We start from the raw sequence: 19485 nt of genomic DNA on the forward strand, positions 1-19485 counted from the left end.
AGTGCTCAGAACCTCTCCGGGTACACAAGGGCGAGGACGAGGTAACCCAGCAGGGAGACGGCCACGACGAGGCCGACGATGTTCTCGGCGTTCACAGCTTGGTCACCCCCCGGGCGATGAGAGCCACCAGCGCGAACACCGCGACCGTGGTGACGACGAAGGCCAGGTCGGCCATCGCGAGCTCCTGAGTGAAGAGGGAAGAGGAAAGAACCGAATCGGCCAGTTGGCTGGCCGATGACGAGATAACCGTGTCTTCAGCCCGGCGTTAAGCCACTTTGACGGGGTCCATACGGGGGGCGGGGGAGTCTTGACGCCGCCTTGACGCCCGGCCCCGCCTGACGCCCGGCCCCGCCTGATGGCCGAGCCGCTCTCCTGGCACGAGCCCCGTCTCCCGCTACCACCGATCACCACAGCCCGGCGTCGGCTCGCCATGCCGTCCCCGTCCGGCACGGCGCGGCCCAGCTCCAGCAGCCGTCATCACCGCGGCCGACCAGCGGGGACAATCGGAAGATCCTGAACCGTCTGGTCGCTCTCAGTGTCGAGCACGTCACGCTGGGCGTCTGCCTTCCCTTCCAGCCGTCCGAGGACCCCCTGCGGGGCGGGCTGGCAGCACTGCACCGCTACGGCGGTGAGAGGGAATCGGACATCTTGCAGCCAGCCGTGATAGAGCATGTCCACGTCAATGCAACGGTGGCACCCTGAGAGTCGAGACTGCGGCCGAGCAGTACTCCGTACATCCGCCCCTGAGGAGTGATCTGTGCCCCCGTTAAGAGACGCCCTGTTGCAGCAGAGAACCGTGTTGTCCCGCTTCCTCGTCCTGGTCGCCGCGCTGGCGATGACGTGGATCCCCGCCGCCGGGCCGGTGCATGCTGACGGCCCGCCGGCAACCAGCCGGGTGCGCCTCGACTCGTGGATGGCGGATCTGGCCCCCCGGCTCGCCGGCACACCGATCAATCGGATCGCCATGCCCGGCAGCCACGACTCCGGTTCTTGGAGCATCACCGCGCGGTCGGGTCAGTGCCGTACCGGCTACATCTACAACCTGGCCACGGGTTTCCCGCAGTTGGCAGCGAGCGTCGCAAGGACCCAGCGCGTATCGGTCGCCGAGCAGCTCGCGGGCGGATCCCGTTACCTGGACCTGCGCCTGTGCAAGCAGGACGGCCGGTGGTTCACCTACCACGGCTCCCCCCTGGGCGCCGCGTTCTTCGAGCCGAACGGTGACGCCGAACAGATCGGCCGGTGGATCGCCGCGCACCCTTCGGAAGTCGTCATCGTCAGCCTGTCCGTGACCGCCCCGGCCGAGGAACTGCCCGCGGCCACCGCAGATGCGTACGAGCGCCTGGCGGGCGTCGTGGGTACGGCAAGGCTCGCACCCCAGCCCCAGTTCTCCCCTTCCTCCACCTACGGCAGTCTCGTGGCCGCAGGGAAGAACGTGATCCTCTTCGACGGCTCGGGGCTCGTCGGGCGGGACTGGGTCTGGAGTGCTCCGCACGCCTCGTCCGACCGGGGCAGCTATCCCGCGGACAGCCCCCCGGTCGGCAACTACCTCAGGGACTTCGCCAGCCCCAGGGCACTGTTCGACGAGACCATCGCACGCAACCAGGCGGCACTCGCGAGGGACCCCGGAGCCGACGCGGGCAAGTTCTTCGTCATGGCCGGGATCGTCCAGCCTGACACACTCCTCGGCCTGGCCGGCCTGCAGCAGAGCTTCACGGCGCTACCCGACTCGATGACCTGCGCATCCGGCACGTTCTACGACCCCCGCAACGGCGGAGAGTGCTGGTCCTGTCCGGTCGGGCACGTACGCAACATCACGCCCGTCACCGACGGGACCGCGTGCTGGCTGCCCAGCCAGGCAGTGAGCACCTCTGCGACGTACGTGCGCAACGAGACCTGGGCCTGGAACTGCCCCGCGGGGACCTTCTGGGATCCCCGTCTCGACGCCTATCCCTGGCGCGGGCAGTGCTGGTCCTGTCCCGCGGAATTCATACGCAACGTCACTCCCGTCACCAGCGGCAATGCCTGCTGGCGCATGACCCCCATCCGGTACGCCCCGGCGGACCCCCACGGCCCCTCCGGAATCACCCGCGCGTTCCTGCTGGAGCGTGCTGCAACGTTCAATGCACTCCTGCACCGGCAACTGACCGGTCCCTGGAAGGCCCCGGAGCTGAGGCAGCACCTGAACATCGTCGCGGCCGACGACGTCGTCGGCGCCCCGGACGGTCTCCAGCCAGGCGACCTGGCCCGAGCGATCATCGCCTACAACACCTTCTGATCAGGGCCTTTGATGCCCGAAGCCAATGGGCTCATTTCTGCAGGCTTCGTGGAGAGTGCGAGTCCGTCAAGGGACCGCGTCGCATCCGCGACTACTACATCGGCCCGCCCGTCGACGACGCCGACATGCAGTGGATGCTCTCGCTGAAGAAGCACCCGTGCTCCGGTGACGTACTGGTCGCATCGATGAAGCACCGCCGGCACGGGATGAACGTGCGGGTCATCGTCCGCCCGGACGGCACACCCCTCACCGGCAACCGCGACCATGCCCGCCTCCGGGCACCCGGTGAACGCACCTTCGCCGGGTCCGTAAAGTCGACGGCGTGCAGGGTGCTGTCGGGGCAGGTGCACGGGTATCACTGGTGGACGGTGGCCGATGTGCCGGTCGACGGCCGGCGGGTGGTGCTCCGAGTACGGGTGCGGCGCTCGGTGTGTCCCACGCGCGGGTGCCGCCAGACCTTCCGCGAGCAGGTGCCCGGGGTGTTGGAGCGCTGTCAGCTGCGCACTCCCCGTCTGGCCAGGCAGGCCAAGGCGGGGGCGAAGGAGTTGGCGGGCCGGGCGGGAGTACGGTTGCTGGCGGCACTGGCCATTGGCCTGTCCCGTCACACGGCCCTCCGCGTCCTGCTGGGCATCCCGCTGCCGGACGGACGGGTGCCGAGAGTGGTTGGTGTCGACCACTTCGCTCTGCGCCGGCGGCACCGCTACGCCACCGTGGTGATCGACGCAGAGACCCATCGCCGGATCGACGTCCTGCCCGACCGCACGTCCGACACGCTGGAGGCGTGGCTGCGGGCCCATCCGGGCGTCGAGGTCGTGTGCCGTGACGGATCGACGACCTACGCGGAAGGCATCCGTCGTGCTCTGCCGGACGCGGTGCAGGTCAGTGACCGCTGGCATCGGTGGAACAACCTGTGCGAGGCCGCCTTGGACGAGGTGAAGGCGCACAGCACCTGCTGGGCCACCGTGCTCGACACCCCAATCCATGACGGACCCCGAGCCCAGACCACGCTGGAACGCTGGCACCAGATCCACGGCTTGCTCGACCAGGGCATGGGCCTCCTCGAATGCCTCGCCGCCTGCAACTGGTTCCTGGACGCGCTGACCGCCGTCTGTCCCGAGATGACCCACCTGGCCACCGCCATCCGGGCTTTCGCCCCGCTCATGACACCTCAGCCCGAGAACGCCGACGCGCTCCACCAGTGGATCTCCCAGGTCCGCTCCGCCGACCTGCCGCACCTGCACGCCATCACCCGCGGACTCGAGCGAGACCGTGACGCCGTCATCGCCGCGGTCACACCGCCGTACAGCTACGGCCCCACCGAAGGCGTCAGCACCAAAACCAAACGGATGGCCCACCAGATACACGGACGAGCAGGCTTCACCCTCCTCCGCCAACACCACCCAGCGTTACCACCGGATGTGAGGCAGATCCAAGTTAACGGTGGTTCTGCAGTTGTTAGGGGTCCAGCGGCGGGCGGCTGAGAGTCGGCCGTCGAAGGGGGCGAGGCTCATGATGGCCATGTAGACGCACTTGATGGCGGACTGCTCGTTCGGGAAGTGCCCACGGGCCCGGACGGCCTTGCGGATGCGTGCGTTCACGGACTCGATCAGCCCGCCCTGACGCAGGACGTCCAGGTCCTCGAGGGAATCGGCGCCGGCGGCCATGCCGCCCACGATGCTCATCGCCTTCGCGCCGGCAGCGGTGCCGGCCCCGTTCTTCGCGCTCAGCACAACGGCCGCACGGTGTTTCGAGGGTCAGACAGTCCCGAATGGCTGCCCTTACGGCACCTGCCGGACGAGCGTACCTCTGAGGATGTCCTGCGTTGCATCAACATCGGCAAGACTGGCGAAAGGCCCGCACATGGGAAGCGGAAAGCGCCGCGCTTCGCGAAAGTTGGCGTGGATCGGAGCGGTGCTGTTTGCGCTACTCACGTCCACACTCGCACTTCAGTACGCGAATGCGGAAACCAAAGGAGCGGCACCTCTGCCGGCTTCTCCTGATTTCAAGAACGGAAGCTTCGGAAATCCGCCTGTTAGCGTGGCGAGGTTTCCGGTGATGCCGACGGGCTGGACGGCATGGGTTCCCGGGGGAGAGGGGCCTTTTGTGACCCATGGGATAAATTCTCCGAGTGATGGGTATCAAACCGCCGCGGTGCGCAGCGGCGGTATTATGCAGAAGTTTAATACCGGGGGTAAGGTGCTGCAATACAGTTTCGATGCACGCTCCGGCGTTGGCGGCATGCCGACTAAGCTCACTTATGTTGCGGGCATGGAACACAGTGACAGTGAAACCGCGGAAGTGCTCAAGGTTCAGCTTCCGGCGGGAGTCAAATATGCGGGCTCTGCGAAGGTCGGTCGCGTTCAGGGCAGCAACGTGAATCTTGCTGATGTGACTGCCAAGGTCAACGGAAAAATCCTCATGATCCCGATTGGCAGCACGCCCGGAGAGTCGGGTGGTGAGATTGGGCTGGGTGAGCGCTACAGGGTGGAGTATGAGGTGCAGGTCGACAAAGTGAGCGAGGTGCCCAATGCTCACAATATGGTCCTGCCGTCGAACCTGGTCGTCAGGGGCGGGACGGTGTGGCTCAGTTCGAGCCTCCTTATGACACCTCGTGCTGATGTCGGGTTCGATGGCGGTGGCTTCACTAATGAGAACGGATACCAGGTCGGCGACAAGGCCGATGTCGACGTCGTTGTGAAGAACAGTGGCCCCGATGATGCGCAGAACGCGGTCGTCAATGTCGATAAGCCGGCCGGTCTTCAGGATTTCAAGCCGACCGTGCCACTGCCTCAGGGTGTGACTTGTGGTGAGATGGGCGGCACTTACGAGTGCAAGCTCGGATCGCTGGCGAACGGTGATTCGAGGAAACTCACCTTCTCTGGTGAAGTGAAGAACTCGGGCACCCTTGAAGTTGAAGCCAATGTCACATCAAGCACCATCAACTTGAAGGGGCGGGTCATTTCCACCAGCTATTCGACCAACTCGAGCAATCGTATCGACCTTGGCGTCAAGGCGGAAATTCAGAACGATGACGGTACCTCGCTCCCGGCGGGCAGTGTGGTGAAGCCGGACGACAAGCTCAAGCTCGTCGTGAAGGCCGACAACGCCGGGCCTGCCCGCACACAGAATTTCCGCGTGGATCTGCCGCTCCCTGCCGGCGTCAAGCTCGATGAAGACGTGAACGGCTACGACAAGGAGGCCGGCGTGTGGTCTGTGGGCTTGATGGAGCCCCGGAAGGATGCGACTTTGACTCTTCCGGTCACCGTTCTCGCGGATGAGAAAAAGGTTGCCCTCAGGGCGGAAGTCGACCCGGAGTCGTATAAGAATCTGGAAGAGTTCGAACTCGGGAACAATATTTCCCAGACCTCCGTGGACATCGCGCGGAGCGCCACGTTGACGGTATTGCCTTCAAGCAGACGGTCGACTTGACGGCCAAGGGGATCGTTCCCGCCGACCAGGAGAAGACTCTGTACCGGGTGTGCGTCACAGGCGCCGACATCCCTGACCCGCGTGGTTACGGGCCCTGCGACGACTCGAACAAGACCGAGGGTCATGTGGCCGTGAACGAGCTCAACGTGGTGCAGCTGGCTGCCGCCAACCTGACGGTCACCCCGGACGCCGGCACGGGCAGCCGTCCGCTGCCCGGCCAGAAGGTGTCGTGGACCGTGAAGACGACGAATCCCGGCGTGTCCAAGGCACAGGGGCTCGAGATCGAGGTCCCGGTTCCCGCCGGGGTCGGCGACCCCGAGGCAACGCCCGGGTCGAACGGGGGCACGTATGAGGACGGTCTCTGGAAGCCGGCCGATGTGCCGATCGGCGGCCAGGCCGTCCTGAAGCTCACCGGTACGGTGCTCCCCGATCACGACGAGCTGGACTACCGGGCCACGGTGAAGGAGTCGAAGACGCCGCTGGACGAGAGCAAGGGCAGCAAGATCGGTGTGCCGGTGGAGCACAAGGTCACGGTGCAGCAGGTCGCGGGCCTCGACGTGTCCATCGCGGCGGTGGACGGCAAGAACGCCGTCAAGGTCGGCGAGCAGGCCAAGGTGAAGGTCACGGTCGCCAACAAGGAGGGCCCCTCGACGGCCCGCAACACGGTCGTCGAGGTCGACCTGCCCCAGGTGAACGGCCTCACCCACGACGGCGGCACGGACTTCAACGGTGAGCCGGGCGGCGAGGGCTTCGGGACCTGGAAGGTCGGCGACCTGAAGTCCGGGGAGGAGAAGTCGCTGACGCTCACCTTCACCCCGGAAGAGGCGAAGGACCTGCGGTTCGACGTACTGGCGGCCCGCTCCGACGCGGCCAACCCCCAGGAGTGCCAGGACATCTGCGGCAGTACCAGCGTGAAGGTCACGGCCGACGAGCCCGATGACCCCGGCAACCCGGATGACCCCGGCAAGCCCGGTGACCCCGGCACCCCGGACAACCCCGGTGACCCGACCCCGCCGCCCGGCGACGGGCAGAACCCGCCCGCCGGCGACGGCGGCAAGAAGGACGACGGCGATCAGTCGCTCGTCGACCAGGTCCTTGCCTCCACGGGCAGCAACGCCCTGTGGTGGGGAGGCGGAGCCCTGGGCGCGGCCGGTATCGGCGCGGCCCTGATGATCGCTTCCCGGCGTCGCCGCTGACCGCGACAGCGTCGAACGGACGCGGGCCGGAGTCGGGAGGGCCCCACCCTCCATGAAGGAGGCGGGGCGGTCGCTCCCGGGGCCGGCCCCCCAACGGGTTGACCGTGCCCGATCGCCTCCAGAGGCGGGGGCGAGGCGGCCCGTGCGGCTCCGCTTCCGGCCGGGTAGGCCGTTAGCGGAAGGCCGTCGGTGCCGCCACGCGTGACGAACTGGCAGGCTCAGGCACGGCGTACGAGTTCGGCGGTCAGGGCCGAGGAGCCGGTAGGGCAGTCGACAGGGGAGGCGAGCTCCGCAGCCGTCAGGGGCCTGGAGTTGAACGTCGTCCCGGCCGCCTCTGTTTCCACGGCATGGGTCACCGTGTACGGAACCTTGACCACGATGCCGCTGCCCTTGTAGACGGCCGCCGCCGTGCCCGTGAAGGTCTCGATCGGCGGCGAGAGGTAGAGCAAGCCCTTGTTGCGGGCCGAGACCTTGAGAAGCGCGGTCTGTGAGAACGACGTCGATTCAGAGATGCTCTTGCCCCAGGTGGCCTTCAGGGTCAGCGCGACCCCGACCTTGAAGGAGTCGCCGAAGCCGGCCTCCACACTGACCTGGGTGCCCGCCTCGCCGCCGACCGTCGTGGAGGTCTCGATCGACTTGGTCCAGGTGATGTTCTGCTGTTGCTCGATGGACGTGCAGTTGTTGACGTCGGCCACCAGCTTCGGCGAGCTCTTGCCGAGGGCCCTGGTCTCCGCCGTGTAGGTGCAGTCGGCGTTTCCGTTCCCGCAGTCCGCGGTCACGTCGAGCGTGGTCGGGGAGTAGTAGTAGGCCGCCGACGTCATTTTGCCGTGCAGCGTGTTGCCGGCGGGCTGCTGGCCGAAGGGGAGAGCCGCCTGCCGGCTGCCGCCGTAGTCGGGGTCCTCGGCGAGGCCGATCTGGCAGCCGTTCATCCCGATCTGAGAGTTCAGCCTGTCGTTGAACTTGCCGCCCGCCCAAGTGCTCAGATCCGGCAGCAGGCGCTTGTCCCCGCGGGCCCGGCAGCCGCCGTTCCACACGAGGAGGACGTCCCCGGTGTAGTCGGGCTCGGAGAAGTGCATCCCCGAGTAACTCCGGCTCACGCTCTCCATTGCGGCCCTGAGCGTGGCTGTGGCGGCCGGGCCGCCCGGCGGGGCGACGAGGGGAGCGTCCTGGATCTCGTAGTCCGTGGCCTCCCTTATGAGTTCGCGGAACGTGTCGTAGCAGACCGGCGCCGCCACGAAGTAATAGGTGCAGTACGAGTTCGGGACGGCGGTCGGGGCCGCTGCGGCCCCGGGCGCGCCTGTCGAGGCGAATAACAGGCCGGCGAACGCGGTGGCGGCAATGCGAGGTCTCACGGCGACTCCTGGGTCGGAGGATCTGGTCGGACGGGGGGAATCCGTGCAGCCATCCTCCGGCTCTCTGTCGGCCGGTGCATCGGCCATCCGGCTCGTCCCAATTCGGCTGCGCTGTAAGGCATTTGGTGGACGACCTTTATCGGCCTCCCCGTACGGCGACAGCAGGGCCGAGGGGTCGCGCCGCCCCGAGCACCCCCTGCAATCTTTCGGTCGTTCGAACAGTTTGTTCCTGCATGAGGTGCGGCCCTTGCGGGGCGCGCGTGCACCGCGCTGACGTGGCAAGACATCGGGGCGGCAGCCGGCGGAAAGCGGCCATTCCCAGGTTTCGGGGGTGGGATGTCCGTTCTGCCTCCAGACGGTCACGGTCACGGTCACGGTCACCGACACCCGCCGCTACGAGACAGCGGCCGCACGGGCCTGGGACCGGCTCCACCCCCGGCAGACCCGCGGGGCGGCCTGGCTCGACCATGCCGCTGAGCTGCCCGTTATCGAGGGCACTGTCATCCGCCTGAAAGTCGGGCACCTGCCCTCGGGCGGTGACCCGAATCCGGTCTGGCTACGGTGGTCCAAGACCGGCGCCACCGCGGCCGGCGTTGACCGCTGCTGGCAGGCCTTCCTGCGGAGGTTCGGTGTCGGGCACACCTTGGCTTCTGGAAGCAGACTCTGGGCTGGACCCGCCCGAAGCTCCGCAGTCCCGAGGCCGCGGACCGGTGGACGTGGCTCGTGGTCGCCGCCCACACCCAGCTCAATCTCGCCCGGCCGCTCGCACGAGATCTGCGGCACCCCTGGGAGACGCCGGCCCCACCCGAGCGACTCACCCCCGCCCGAGTCCGACGGGGTTCAGGAACCTCCGCCCGGCGACTGACTCACCAGCCGGTGCACCCGAACCCGGTCGCCCCGGCCCCGGACGGCCACCAGGCTCGAAGGACCGGTATCCCGCAGCACGCCACGGCGTCGGAAGAGTCCTCGCCACCGGTCGTCCACAGCTGCAGGCGCAGCCCCAGCCGTGGCGGGCGCCGGCGTAACCGCCCGCGCCCGCTCCGCGACCACCGGATTTCGCCGGCCCACTGCCGACGGCTCGACACAACCACGCCCCGCATCCGAACACGTGGAGAATGCGCGTCGCCGCGTGTGGTCAGGCGCGGACTGCGATGACGGTCTTGCCGCGGGCTCCGCCGCGCTCGACCTTCTGCAGGGCCTCGCAGGCCTGGTCGAGGGGGAAGACGGTCTCGACGTTCGGGCGGAGCTGCCCGGACTCGACCAGTGCGGCGAGATGGGTCAGCTGCTCGCCGTGGGGGCGCATGAAGAAGCTGCGGGCCTCGACGTTCCACTGGTTCTTCTTGGCCTCGGCGTCCGCGATGGGGAGGATCGACACCAGCGTGCCGCCAGACCTGAGCACGGCGAACGACCGCTCCTGGGTCTCGCCGCCAATGGTGTCAAGGACGACGTCCACGTCGGAGACAGCCTCGTCGAACTTCTGGACGCGGTAGTCGATCACCTGGTCGGCGCCCAGCTCGCGGACCACTTCGACGCCGTCGCCACTGGCGGTGGCCACGACCTCCGCGCCCAGCTGCTTGGCGATCTGCACCGCTGCAGACCCGACGCCGCCGGCGCCGCCGTGTATCAGTACGCGGGTCCCGGCACGCACATCGGACTGCTCGGTCAGAGCCTGCAGGGCGGTGAGGGCGACGAGGGGCAGCGAGGCCGCCTCCTCGAAGGTCAGAGCGGCCGGCTTGGCCGCGACCAGGGACTGGTCCACGGCCGCGTACTCGGCGAAGGCACCGCCAAGGCGCGGGTCGACGCGGGTGAAGACCTCGTCGCCGATGGCGAAGCGGGTGACGTCCGCGCCGACCTCGGTGACCACGCCGGCGAGCTCGTTGCCGATGACCACGTCCGTGGTCGGCGTGCCAGAACTCATGAGGCCCTTGACGATCAGGTGGTCTACCGGGTTGACCCCGGCGGCCCGGACCTCGACAAGCACGTCCTGGGGGCCGACGGCGGGGACCGGCACGTCGGCGACGCGGACGACGTCGCGGACCTGGCCGTACTGGTTGATGACTGCTGCCTTCATGGGAATCTCCTCAATCGTGTCCGCGCCGATGACACGGCGTGGGTAGTGGGGTGGTATTCGGGCGGGGTGGAGGCTCAGGCCCTGGCAAGGGGGGCACCTGCTGCCGCCGCCCGCTCAAGGGCGTCGAGCAGGACCTCGGGGCTTTGAGCTTCTGGAGGACCGCAGCGCCGTCGATGACCAGGGCTCGCAGATCATGCGGAAGGCCGGCCCGGACCCCGTCCGCGCGATGTCCGGGCTGGACGCCACCTTCACGCTCCTGCGTCGGCCCCTGGACGGAGCAGCGACCACCGGGACGCGTACTGCCGTGACCCCGGCTTCGGCGTAGGGCCGACGCGCGGCGGCGTGTCGGCGCACCGGTCGTCCCTCTTCAGCTCCGGCCCCCGGCCGCGAGATCACCACCCGCCACCACCGAGCAGGCACTCCGACGAGATCACGTGTCCTAGTAGGAGGTCAGCCGGCTGCGGGCACGGCGAACGCGCTGAGCGGGATGACCTGCCTGAACAAAGCGGTTTCGAGGGCCAGGCCGTCGGCGAGAGGCAGCGCGAGGCCGTCGAGCAGGGCACGCTTGGCGGCGAAGAGCGCGGGCGCCGCGTTGCGAGCCACCTGCGCTGCCCACTCCTCGGCGCGGTGGTCGAAGTCCTCGGTCGGCAGAACCGCGTTCAGGATTCCCAGCCGCAAGGCTTCCTCGGCACCGATGGGCCGGCCGGTCAGGATCAGGTCGGCGGCGGCCGAGCCGATGAGGCGCGGCAGGCGCTGGGTTCCGCCGCCCCCCGGGATGAGGCCGTTGCGGATCTCGGGCTGGCTGAAGTGGGAACGCACCGAAGCGACGCGGAGCGTGGCGGCGAGTGCGGTCTCCAAGCCGCCGCCCCATGCCTGGCCGTCGATGGCCGCAATGACGGGCTGGGGGAGGGATTCCATCAGCGCGAGAGTACGGGGCCAGGTCTCGGCCTCCGCGTCGCTCAGAGTCCCGGCGGCGGCACGACGCAGGATGTCCAGATCGGCGTGCTTGACGAAGACGCCGTCGATGCCGCTCCTCAGGAGGACGACGCTGACTTCGTCGGTACGTCGGGCGATGTCCTCCAGGTGGCCCGCCAGTTCGTCGAGCGATGCGAGGTCCATCTGGTTGTCCGGCGTTCGACGGAAGGTCAGGACGGCGATCCGTTCCCGGGTCTCGGCTGCCCAAGTACTCATGGGAATGTCTCCTAGCGGCGTACGGCGGGGTCCGGAAGGCTCGGCACCACTCGGGGGCGGCGTCGAGACCCTGTCGATCTTCCGGTCCACACCGCGGTGCCGTAACCTCCGACCGGCCCCTCCAGAGTGCTAGTACGCCGCCCGGACCTCAGCTGGTGATTTATCCAGTTCGACGTGGTTTGGCGCCGGTCTTGTGGTGGGCGGGTCGGGTGTATGCCTCGCCGGTGGCGAGGACGTGTCCGACGTCGTGGCGGGTGGCGGGTGGCGGGCTGTCGGTTCTTCGAGCCTGCTGGGCGGCCTGGGCCGGGCCGGCTAGGTTTTGGTGCACGGGCCGTAGTACCCGTCTTTGCCCGTAGGTTCCTGAACCCGCGTCGGACGCGGGTTGGGGTCAGCCTGTTCGGTTCGGCCGGTCGCTCCCACGGCCTGCGCAGATCTTGGGCGAGTGGTCGGGCGGGGCAGAGCTGGGTGTAGGCCGCGATCCCCAGCCAGGTCCACCGGTCGGCGGAGGCGACGCAGTGATCGGCTTCGTCTCCCGGTCCGGGGGCACCCCGCTGCCGGTGGCGGCCCACGACGGGGACGGGCCGCGGGCGACGAGCCCGCGCTGGCCCGGGCGGACGTCGGGGTCGCCCTGCGCGGCGTCCGCTGCCGGCCCGCCTCCGCGCACGACCTGCTCCGCCGCAACCTCGCCGTCTACGGCCTCGGCGGCCTGGTCCTGCCGTTCATCGGCATCAAACTGATCGACCTGCTCGTGTCCGCGATCCCCGGCCTCGGCTGACACCGGCCGTGCGGGCCGGGAGGGGGTCTGGGAGCATGGGGCAGGAGACCGGGGACCCGGAGCGAGGAGCGGACATGTCCGGACAGTTCGAGGCGAGCGTCGAGATCGACCGGCCGGCCGAGGAGGTCTTCGCCTACCTCGCCGACGGCCGCAACGACCCCGATTTCAGCCCGCGCGTCCAGGAGATCACCAAGACCCCCGAGGGCCCGACCGCGCTCGGCACGGTCTTCCGCAGCACCGTCAAGGACGCCGGGATGAAGACCGGCCGCGAGTTCCGCATCGTCGGCTTCGAGCCGCCGCACCTGATCCGCTGGACGGAGCAGAGCCGGAACCTGGTCACCGCGGACGGCGGCTACGACCTGGAGGCGCTCCCCGGCGGCCGCACCCGGGTCCGGATCTTCAACACCCTGGAGGGCCACGGCCTCGGCAAGCTGCTCGTCGGCCTCGCCGTGAGCGCCGCACGCAAGGACGCCCCCGCGTTCGGCCGCCGCATCAAGGCGGCCGCGGAGGCGTCCCTCACGCCGTAGCGGTCATCCGGCCGTCACGGGGCGGTCAGAACCGCCCGGGGCCGGCCGGCACCGGCAGCTGCTTCGGCGGCGCCACCGAGTCCTGCTTCCCGGCGGCGGGCGCCGGGCTCTGGCAGGTCACGTCCCCGGCGGGCAGCCGGCCCGTGGTCAGGTACGAGTTGACCTGGGCGTCGGCGCAGGAGGTCGGGTCGGTGAGGTACACGCCGTGGCCCTCGCCACCGGCGACCGTCACCATCCGCGAGCCCCTGAGCGCGCGGTGCATGCCCTCGCCGCTGGTGAGCGGGGTCTGGGAGTCCCATTCGTTCTGCACCGTCAGCACGTTCGCCTGCTTCTTCATCGGCGTGGCCGACTCGACGGGCCGGTCCCAGAAGGCGCACGGCTTGATGTTGGACGCGAAGTCCCCGTACAGCGGGTACTTCACCTTGTCCTTCGCCGCGTCCCGCTCGTACTGCTCGGTGTAGCGGGGCCAGCTGCCCGTGTCCCCGCACACCACGGCCCAGAAGACCGCGGTGCCGTTGTCCGACGCGGGCTCGGCCGCCGCCGGCTCGCCGGTGAGCAGCCGCTTCAGACCGGCCGTGTCCGGCCCCGCCGGCAGCGGCCTGCCCTCGGCGGCGGCCTTGAGGGCCGCGATCAGCGGGGTGGCCTGCGCCGGGTAGAAGAACACCCCGCGAGCGGACCGGATCAGGTCCCCGTCGACCTTCTGTCCCTCGAAGTCGATCGGCTCGCGGTCGGCGCGCGCCACCAGACCCCAGAAGGTGTCGGAGACGGCCTTCGGGGTGTCGCCGAGCCCGTACTCGGCCGACCGCTCGGCCGCCCAGCCGGTCCACCTCTGGTAGGCGGGCTCGGCCTCGGTCGCCCACACCTGGATCATCCCGCGCCAGATCCGCTGCGGGTCCACGCCGCTGTCCAGCACGAAGCGGTCGGTCCGCTCCGGGAACATCTGCGAGTAGACCGCGCCGAGGTAGGTCCCGTACGAGTAGCCCAGGTACGACAGCTTGCGCTCGCCCAGCACCGTACGGATCGTGTCCATGTCGCGCGCCGTGTTGCGGGTCGTGATGTGCGGCAGCACGGAGCCGGCCTTCTCGCGGCACTTGTCGGCGACCGTACGCGCCCACGTCACGTCGGAGGAGAAGGTCTCGGGCCGGTACGCCCGGTCGAAGTTCTGCTCGGTGTCGGTGAGTCCGCAGCTGATCGGGCTGCTGGCGCCGACGCCGCGCGGATCGAAGCCGATGAGGTCGTACCGGTCCCGAACGTCCTTGGACATCATCTCGCCCATCGCCAGCGGCAGATCGAGTCCGCTGCCGCCCGGGCCGCCGGGGTTGAGGAGCATGACGCCGTGCCGCTTGGCGGGGTTCTCGCTCTTCACCCGGGATATCGCGAGGTCGATGGTGGAGCCCTGGGGGCGCCGGTAGTCGAGCGGCACCTTGAGGGTGGCGCACTCGTACGAGGCCGGCTGGTCCGGGCTGCACCGGTGCCAGGAGGGCTTCTGGCTCAGGTACTCGGCCGCGGGAGCGGCGGAGACCTGGGTCGCGGTCAGCAGGGGCACGGTGGACGCGATGAGTCCGGCGGTGGCGAGCAGCGGTGCGAGGCGTTTCATGCGCACGGGTGGCCGTTCCTTTCGGTGAAGCGGTGAAGTCGCTTACCCGCTCACCTTGTTGGAAACGGCCGCGGGGCGAATCATCCCGAAGGCCGGGGCATGTGCGTCTCACGAATGAGCCGATATCCGGACAACTGGCCGACACGCCGCCGGTGCCGGCGGCCGGAGCGGTCAGTGGTGCCCGCCGCCGTGCGGGGTGCCGGATTCGACCTCGCCGCCGATCCGGCCGCGCAGGACGGCCAGGGCGTCCGCCGACGGGGCGGTGACCACCCAGCGGCTCCCCACCAGGTAGGTGCCGCCGTACGCGCGCGCCTCGGTCAGCCAGGAGCGCTGCCCCTCGTCGGCGGCGAAGGTCGCCATGCGGAAGGCGCCCTGCCCGGTCTGGCAGCCGCCCTCGCGCAACTCCTCGGCCTGGACGTCCACATGGGCGGTGCAGCCGACGGCCGCCGCGATCTCCTCGATCGAGGCGGACGGTGCCCGGCTCTCCTGCGCCCGTGCGCCGTGCGACGGGGCCGGGCTTCCGGCGCACGCGCCGGTCGGCAGCACGGCGCACACGGCGGCCACCGCCAGCGCGGCGGCGCGCGGAACGCGAGGGTGCGGACGGGCGGTTGACGACGGCGCCATGGCGGCTCTCGCTTCCTCACTGGCTGACGGGGGGGCCGTGGTGCCCGGGTGGGAGGGGGCCGGGCACCACGGGTCCGAAGGACCTCTCCTAGTGCGCCGACTTCGCCTTCTTTCCCTTGTCGGTCACGGCGAACCAGAGGCCCTGCTTGTTGTGCCCGGTGATATCACCGGGCTGCTTGTCCCCGGTGAACGAATAAACCGGCCAGCAGTCGATCGTCAATTGTTCCGAACCATCGGGACGCTTTACCGAGCCGACCAGTTCGGCGGCGATTCCCGACACCTTCGACTTGTCCACCGGCTTGGCGGGCTTCCAGGTGTCCAGACAGGCGTCGAGGCAGCCGAATTTCATCGGCCAGGCGCTGTCCTTGTCGAAGCGGTAGAGCGTGCGGCCCTCCGCGTCCGCGAGGATGCCGCCGAGCATCGGATTCTGCGCGACGGACAGTTCGACGCCCGCGCCCTGCTCCGTGCCCGCCCCGGCGTCCGGCGCCGATTTCGCGACGGTGGCCGGCTTCCCGTCCGCCCCCAGCGCGTGCCAGGTTCCGCCGACGCCCTCACCGAGCGCGTCCCCGGGCTTGGCGTCCTTCGCGTACCGGTACACGGGCCACCCGGCCAGGGTCAGCTGCCGGGTGCCGTCGGCCCGGGCGGCCGAGCCCAGCAGGCCCGCGTCAATGCCCTCACCTGCGGTGACGTCATCAGCTGCGACCGCGGGCCAGGCCGTCGCACAGTCGCCCTCACAGGCGGACTTGGGGGGCTTGGGCGTGTCCTTGTCGAACCGGTAGAGCGTGAAGCCCCCGCTGTCGGTGACCGCGCCGCCCAGACCCGCGACCTCGGCCACCTTCAGCTCCCCGGCCGGACCGTTCTTCCCGGCGCCGCCCGCCGGATCGGCGCCGGAGCCGCCGTCCCCGTACGCGGGATCCGCCCCCGACCCCGATCCGTACGCGCCGTCCGAGCCGTCCGCCCCGTACACGGATCCGATCGTCTTGCCGTCACCCGCGGGCTGTACCGCATTCCCCTGGCCCGGAGGTTTCTCGGCGAGTCCGCATCCGGCGGTCAGCAGCAGTACCGCGACCGCCGCCGACCCGGCGAATATCTCACGACGCATTTTCTTCACGATGTCTCCTTCAGGTCCGGTCCAGCGATTTCCGTTCGTCCCTTCCGTAATTGATACGGGGCCGGGAGGGGCGCAGGCATAATTCACGGGGAATTTGTCGGATCGCGCCAAGAAATGAACCGGGGGACGGGTCGGGCACGTGCACCCGCTCAGTCCTGGATGCGCAGCGCGAGAGCCGGGCAGCGCCGCACCGCACGCAGCGCCTTCGGGCGCAGCCGCGCGGGCACGGGCATGGACGCCTTGGCCGGGTAGCCGTCCGCGTCGAGCCGTACGACATCGGGGAGGATGTCCACGCACAGCCCGTGCCCCTTGCACAGCGTCCAGTCCACGACGAGCCGTTCGGGACTCTCGTCACGCGGCAGCGGCAGCGCGCCCAGCACCCGCCGGCCGCACCCGCTGCCGAAGGCGTGGTCGTGGAACTCGTCGGGGAAGGCGGCCAGCGCCGAGGCGACGAAGTGCGAGGTGCCGTCGGGATGGCTGCACGCACCGCGGCCCCGGACCGCCGTCATCCGCGCCTCCACCGCCTCGAGGGCCGCACCGCCCCCGCCGCGCAGCACGTCGTCCAGTACGTCGGCCAGCGCGGGCAACCCCCGTACGCAGGGCCCGCACTGGCCCGCCGACTCCTTCGCCATCCACCGGGTCACCCGCGCGACCTCACCGGCCGGACAGGTGTCCTCGGGCAGCGGCAGCACCGCCCCCGCCCCCAGCACCGCCCCGAAGGCCGCCAGGGACTGCCGGGACACCAGAGCCGAGCGCGCGGCCACCGGGTCCAGCCATCTGCCGTGGTAGCCGCCGACCAGGACACCCTGCCCGGGATCCGTACCGCACAGCTCCAGGACGTACGCCAGCGAGGCGCCGGTCGGCGTCTCGACCACCGTGGAACCGGCCACGGTCAGCAGCACCGTGCCCGGCTCGGCCGGCAGACCGGCCGAGCGGTACTCCTGCGCGCCGAGCCGGGCGGCGACGCCGAGCTGCGCGTAGGTCTCGGTGTTCGACAGCAGGGTGGGCACGCCGCCCAGCCCCCGCTCGCTGGTGCGCACCTTCTGGCCGGACGGCAGCACCGGCCCGCCGCCCAGCCCGCTGACGAGTGCGGTCCCCTCCCCGGTGACGAAGCGCTCGGGAAGCCGCACCACGCGCACCCGGCGCCCGGCCGGGCCGCGTTCCGCCACCGCGTCCCGCACCGACTGCTCCACGTCCTCCCGGGTGACGCCCACCACGACGTCGTCGGCGCCGAGCGCCGCCGCGGCCAGCAGCGCCCCGTCGAGCACCAGATGCGGTGCGTGCAGCAGCAGTGCGGTGTCCTTGAGGCAACTCGGTTCACCCTCGCTGCCGTTGACGACCACGGCCGTGGGCGCGTCCCGTCCCCGGGCCGAGCGGGTGACGGCCCGCAGCTTGCGGGCGAACGGGAAGCCGGCCCCGCCGCGGCCCCGCAGGTCGATGTCGTCGGCCAGGCCGATGAGTTCGTCCGGGCGGTAGCGGGGCAGCACGCCGTGCGCCGTGAGATGGGCGGAGCGGTCGAGCCGGGAGATCCGGTCGAGCCCGGCCAGCAGCCTGGGGGCGCCCACGCAGCCGAGGCCGGGGCGCGGCTCGCCGGTCACAGCCACCGCTCCGCCGCGGCCGGCTGCTCGCCGTACATCGGCGTCCGCCGGCCGGCCGTGGCGTACGACCGGGGGCCGGGCCGCGGCAGCGGCGCCCGCCCGCCGGACACGAGGGGACGCGCCGCTCCGCCCCGGCCCGAGCCGCGTCCCGCGTCCGGGCCGAGGCCGCGGCGGGGGCCGCCGGTGCCCGGGCCGGTGCCGGGACGCGGCCCCGGTACCGGAGCGGGCCGCGAACGCGCCCCGCGCGCACGCGACTTCACCCGGAACGCGATCACCCCGGCGACCCCGATCAGGCAGAGCGCGTACGCCGCAGTCACCCATGCACCGCCCGGTCGGCCCGCCTTGAGCCCGTGCACCAGCGAGGCGCCCCAGGCCGGATAGGCGCCGAAGTGCAGGGCCCGCCACCACAGGGAGCGGTTCTTGGTGGCGAACACGCTGCGCACCGCGCCGGAGACCGCCACGGTGACGAAGAGGTAGCCGGCCAGCGTGCCCAGCCCGATGAGGACCGGCCGTTCGTCGTCCGCGAAGGGGAGCACCGCGGCGGCCGCGCTCGTCCGCGCCTCCGCGACCTTGACCCACACGTGCAGGGCCAGGAAGCCCAGACCGGCCACGGCCAGTCCGCGGTGCGCGCCTTGGGCGAGCAGCCGGTGGCCCGGTTCGAGCAGTACCCGGTCGGTGGCGACCAGTCCCCACAGGACGGTGGCGGTGAGCGAGACGAGCGAGAGCACGCCCGCCCCGTAGTCGAGGAAGTCCCACAGGCGGGACAGGGCGTCCGCGCGGACGACCACGATGAGGGAGGCGAGTGCCGCGAGGGCGGCCGGGGCCGTCGCCGGATGACGACTCCTGCGGCGGGCCCGGTGCGAGCGGCGTAGGTACGGCTGAGACAGGGGCATCCAGATCTCCTGTGCACCTGGGCCCCGAGCACCCCACCTGGCGCTCGGCACCCGGGGGTCGTTGTCGCTCGTGCCCGGCAGCGCTGTGAAATTCCTGCGCCGGCCGAGGAGCTAGGGGCCGGAGTGCAGAAGCATCGTGGAGCTACACGGCGCCTCCACAGGATTTATCGAAACGTGATAATTTCTCGCGACCGCGTCTCCGGGGTGTCGAACAACACCGGAAGATTCCCCTCCAGCGGAGGTTGCGACTGGCCACCGCGCCACCCGCCGCCTACGCGTCCCCGACGGCAAAATCACGGCAAAACCGCGGGACCGAATGGGGTCGGACCCCTCCAGGAGGGAGTACGAGGGGCCACAACTCTCTTGTCAGGCACGGATGTTGGCGCGAGAGGCAACCTCGGCGGGCCTGTCCTCCGCTACCGGACAGGCCTCACCCCGGCACGAACGAGGAAACGATGTGCGAACTTCTGAACCGCATCTGGTCCCGCCCCCGCGGCGAGTGGACCCGCGTCCTTCGACGGGAACTCCCCGCGCTGGCCGCGGAGATAGTGGAGGAGCTTCTGCATGGAATTCCGGAATTTTCCGCCCTTGTCGATGACAACGATGCCATCGACGACGAATTGCTCAGACGGCAGGTGGAAGAAGCCCTTCTCACCGCACTCGGGTACCGCGACACCCGCGGCTGCCCCTCGGGCAAGGAGCAGGATCAGCACCAGCACCAGCACCAGCACCCGGAGGAGGACCGGCACGGGGACCGGCGCGAGGACCGCGATCAGGACGGCGATCAGGACCGCCACCCGCGGCGGACACCGGCCCTGCCCCGGGGCGTCGACCCGGGGCACCGGC

General features: G+C 70.0%; 15 protein-coding genes and 3 pseudogenes. 6 read left to right on the top strand and 12 right to left on the bottom strand.

Going from position 1 to position 19485, the window contains the following annotated elements:
- Positions 1-5: 5 nt before the first annotated feature.
- Positions 6-95: a K(+)-transporting ATPase subunit F gene (gene kdpF / locus ACTVZO_RS33500; RefSeq protein WP_037789535.1), complete on the bottom strand. Its 90-nt coding sequence runs from the start codon at positions 93-95 to the stop codon at positions 6-8.
- Between the two features lie 686 nt (positions 96-781).
- Between kdpF and ACTVZO_RS33505 the strand changes: the two genes are divergently transcribed.
- Both ACTVZO_RS33505 and ACTVZO_RS33510 read left to right on the top strand, forming a co-directional pair.
- On the top strand, positions 782-2275 hold the full coding sequence (locus tag ACTVZO_RS33505) for a hypothetical protein (RefSeq protein ID WP_443301893.1): 1494 nt from the start codon (positions 782-784) through the stop codon (positions 2273-2275).
- A gap of 206 nt (positions 2276-2481) precedes the next feature.
- On the top strand, positions 2482-3756 hold the full coding sequence (locus tag ACTVZO_RS33510) for an ISL3 family transposase (RefSeq protein ID WP_443303350.1): 1275 nt from the start codon (positions 2482-2484) through the stop codon (positions 3754-3756).
- Here the strand turns inward: ACTVZO_RS33510 and ACTVZO_RS33515 are convergent.
- Positions 3682-3882 (bottom strand): annotated as a pseudogene (locus tag ACTVZO_RS33515) (transposase); the annotation flags it as partial. The gene ACTVZO_RS33510 and the pseudogene ACTVZO_RS33515 overlap by 75 nt on opposite strands.
- 67 nt (positions 3883-3949) lie before the next feature.
- Between ACTVZO_RS33515 and ACTVZO_RS33520 the strand changes: the two are divergent.
- On the top strand, positions 3950-5704 hold the full coding sequence (locus ACTVZO_RS33520) for a hypothetical protein (RefSeq protein ID WP_443301894.1): 1755 nt from the start codon (positions 3950-3952) through the stop codon (positions 5702-5704).
- A complete protein-coding gene (locus tag ACTVZO_RS33525) occupies positions 5701-6900 on the top strand; it encodes a hypothetical protein (protein ID WP_443301895.1) in 1200 nt (399 codons plus the stop codon). Before ACTVZO_RS33520 ends, ACTVZO_RS33525 begins: the two co-directional genes overlap by 4 nt.
- Positions 6901-7118: 218 nt before the next feature.
- On the opposite strand, the gene ACTVZO_RS33530 is transcribed toward ACTVZO_RS33525, so the two are convergent.
- Positions 7119-8252 carry a hypothetical protein gene (locus ACTVZO_RS33530; protein ID WP_443301896.1) on the bottom strand — a complete coding sequence of 378 codons (1134 nt, stop codon included), beginning with the start codon at positions 8250-8252 and terminating at the stop codon, positions 7119-7121.
- Positions 8253-8625: 373 nt separating this feature from the next.
- Here ACTVZO_RS33530 and ACTVZO_RS33535 point away from each other — a divergent pair.
- Positions 8626-9277 (top strand): annotated as a pseudogene (locus ACTVZO_RS33535) (NF041680 family putative transposase); the annotation flags it as partial.
- A 110-nt stretch (positions 9278-9387) separates the two neighbouring features.
- On the opposite strand, the gene ACTVZO_RS33540 reads toward ACTVZO_RS33535, so the two are convergent.
- From ACTVZO_RS33540 to ACTVZO_RS33550, 3 genes and pseudogenes are all read right to left on the bottom strand, one after another.
- Positions 9388-10323, bottom strand: coding sequence for an NADP-dependent oxidoreductase (locus tag ACTVZO_RS33540; protein ID WP_443301897.1), 936 nt, complete (start codon positions 10321-10323; stop codon positions 9388-9390).
- A gap of 450 nt (positions 10324-10773) precedes the next feature.
- Positions 10774-11514: an enoyl-CoA hydratase/isomerase family protein gene (locus ACTVZO_RS33545; protein WP_443301898.1), complete on the bottom strand. Its 741-nt coding sequence runs from the start codon at positions 11512-11514 to the stop codon at positions 10774-10776.
- A 233-nt stretch (positions 11515-11747) separates the two neighbouring features.
- Positions 11748-12020 (bottom strand): annotated as a pseudogene (locus ACTVZO_RS33550) (NF041680 family putative transposase); the annotation flags it as partial.
- 343 nt (positions 12021-12363) lie between these two features.
- Here ACTVZO_RS33550 and ACTVZO_RS33555 point away from each other — a divergent pair.
- Positions 12364-12816 (top strand): SRPBCC family protein, encoded by a 453-nt coding sequence (locus ACTVZO_RS33555; protein WP_443301899.1) that lies wholly within the window; start codon positions 12364-12366, stop codon positions 12814-12816.
- 25 nt (positions 12817-12841) lie between these two features.
- Here ACTVZO_RS33555 and ACTVZO_RS33560 read toward each other — a convergent pair whose 3' ends face one another.
- The 6 genes from ACTVZO_RS33560 to ACTVZO_RS33585 all read right to left on the bottom strand — a co-directional run bounded on the left by ACTVZO_RS33560 (position 12842) and on the right by ACTVZO_RS33585 (position 19436).
- Entirely contained in the window at positions 12842-14413 is a 1572-nt protein-coding gene (locus tag ACTVZO_RS33560; protein ID WP_443303351.1) for an alpha/beta hydrolase, read from the bottom strand.
- Positions 14414-14584: 171 nt separating this feature from the next.
- A complete protein-coding gene (locus ACTVZO_RS33565) occupies positions 14585-15037 on the bottom strand; it encodes a hypothetical protein (RefSeq protein ID WP_443301900.1) in 453 nt (150 codons plus the stop codon).
- 88 nt (positions 15038-15125) lie between these two features.
- Positions 15126-16139, bottom strand: coding sequence for an SCO0930 family lipoprotein (locus ACTVZO_RS33570; RefSeq protein WP_443303352.1), 1014 nt, complete (start codon positions 16137-16139; stop codon positions 15126-15128).
- Positions 16140-16297: 158 nt separating this feature from the next.
- The gene (locus ACTVZO_RS33575) at positions 16298-17746 is read right to left on the bottom strand and encodes an NADH-ubiquinone oxidoreductase-F iron-sulfur binding region domain-containing protein (RefSeq protein ID WP_443301901.1); all 1449 of its coding nucleotides are present in this window, start codon (positions 17744-17746) and stop codon (positions 16298-16300) included.
- A complete protein-coding gene (locus tag ACTVZO_RS33580; RefSeq protein ID WP_443301902.1) occupies positions 17743-18639 on the bottom strand; it encodes a hypothetical protein in 897 nt (298 codons plus the stop codon). The genes ACTVZO_RS33575 and ACTVZO_RS33580 overlap by 4 nt, the downstream gene beginning before the upstream one ends.
- Positions 18640-19055: 416 nt before the next feature.
- Positions 19056-19436, bottom strand: coding sequence for a hypothetical protein (locus tag ACTVZO_RS33585; protein ID WP_443301903.1), 381 nt, complete (start codon positions 19434-19436; stop codon positions 19056-19058).
- Positions 19437-19485: the final 49 nt, after the last annotated feature.

It is taken from the genome of Streptomyces sp. IBSNAI002 (genome assembly GCF_052244475.1).
Taxonomy (GTDB): domain Bacteria; phylum Actinomycetota; class Actinomycetes; order Streptomycetales; family Streptomycetaceae; genus Streptomyces.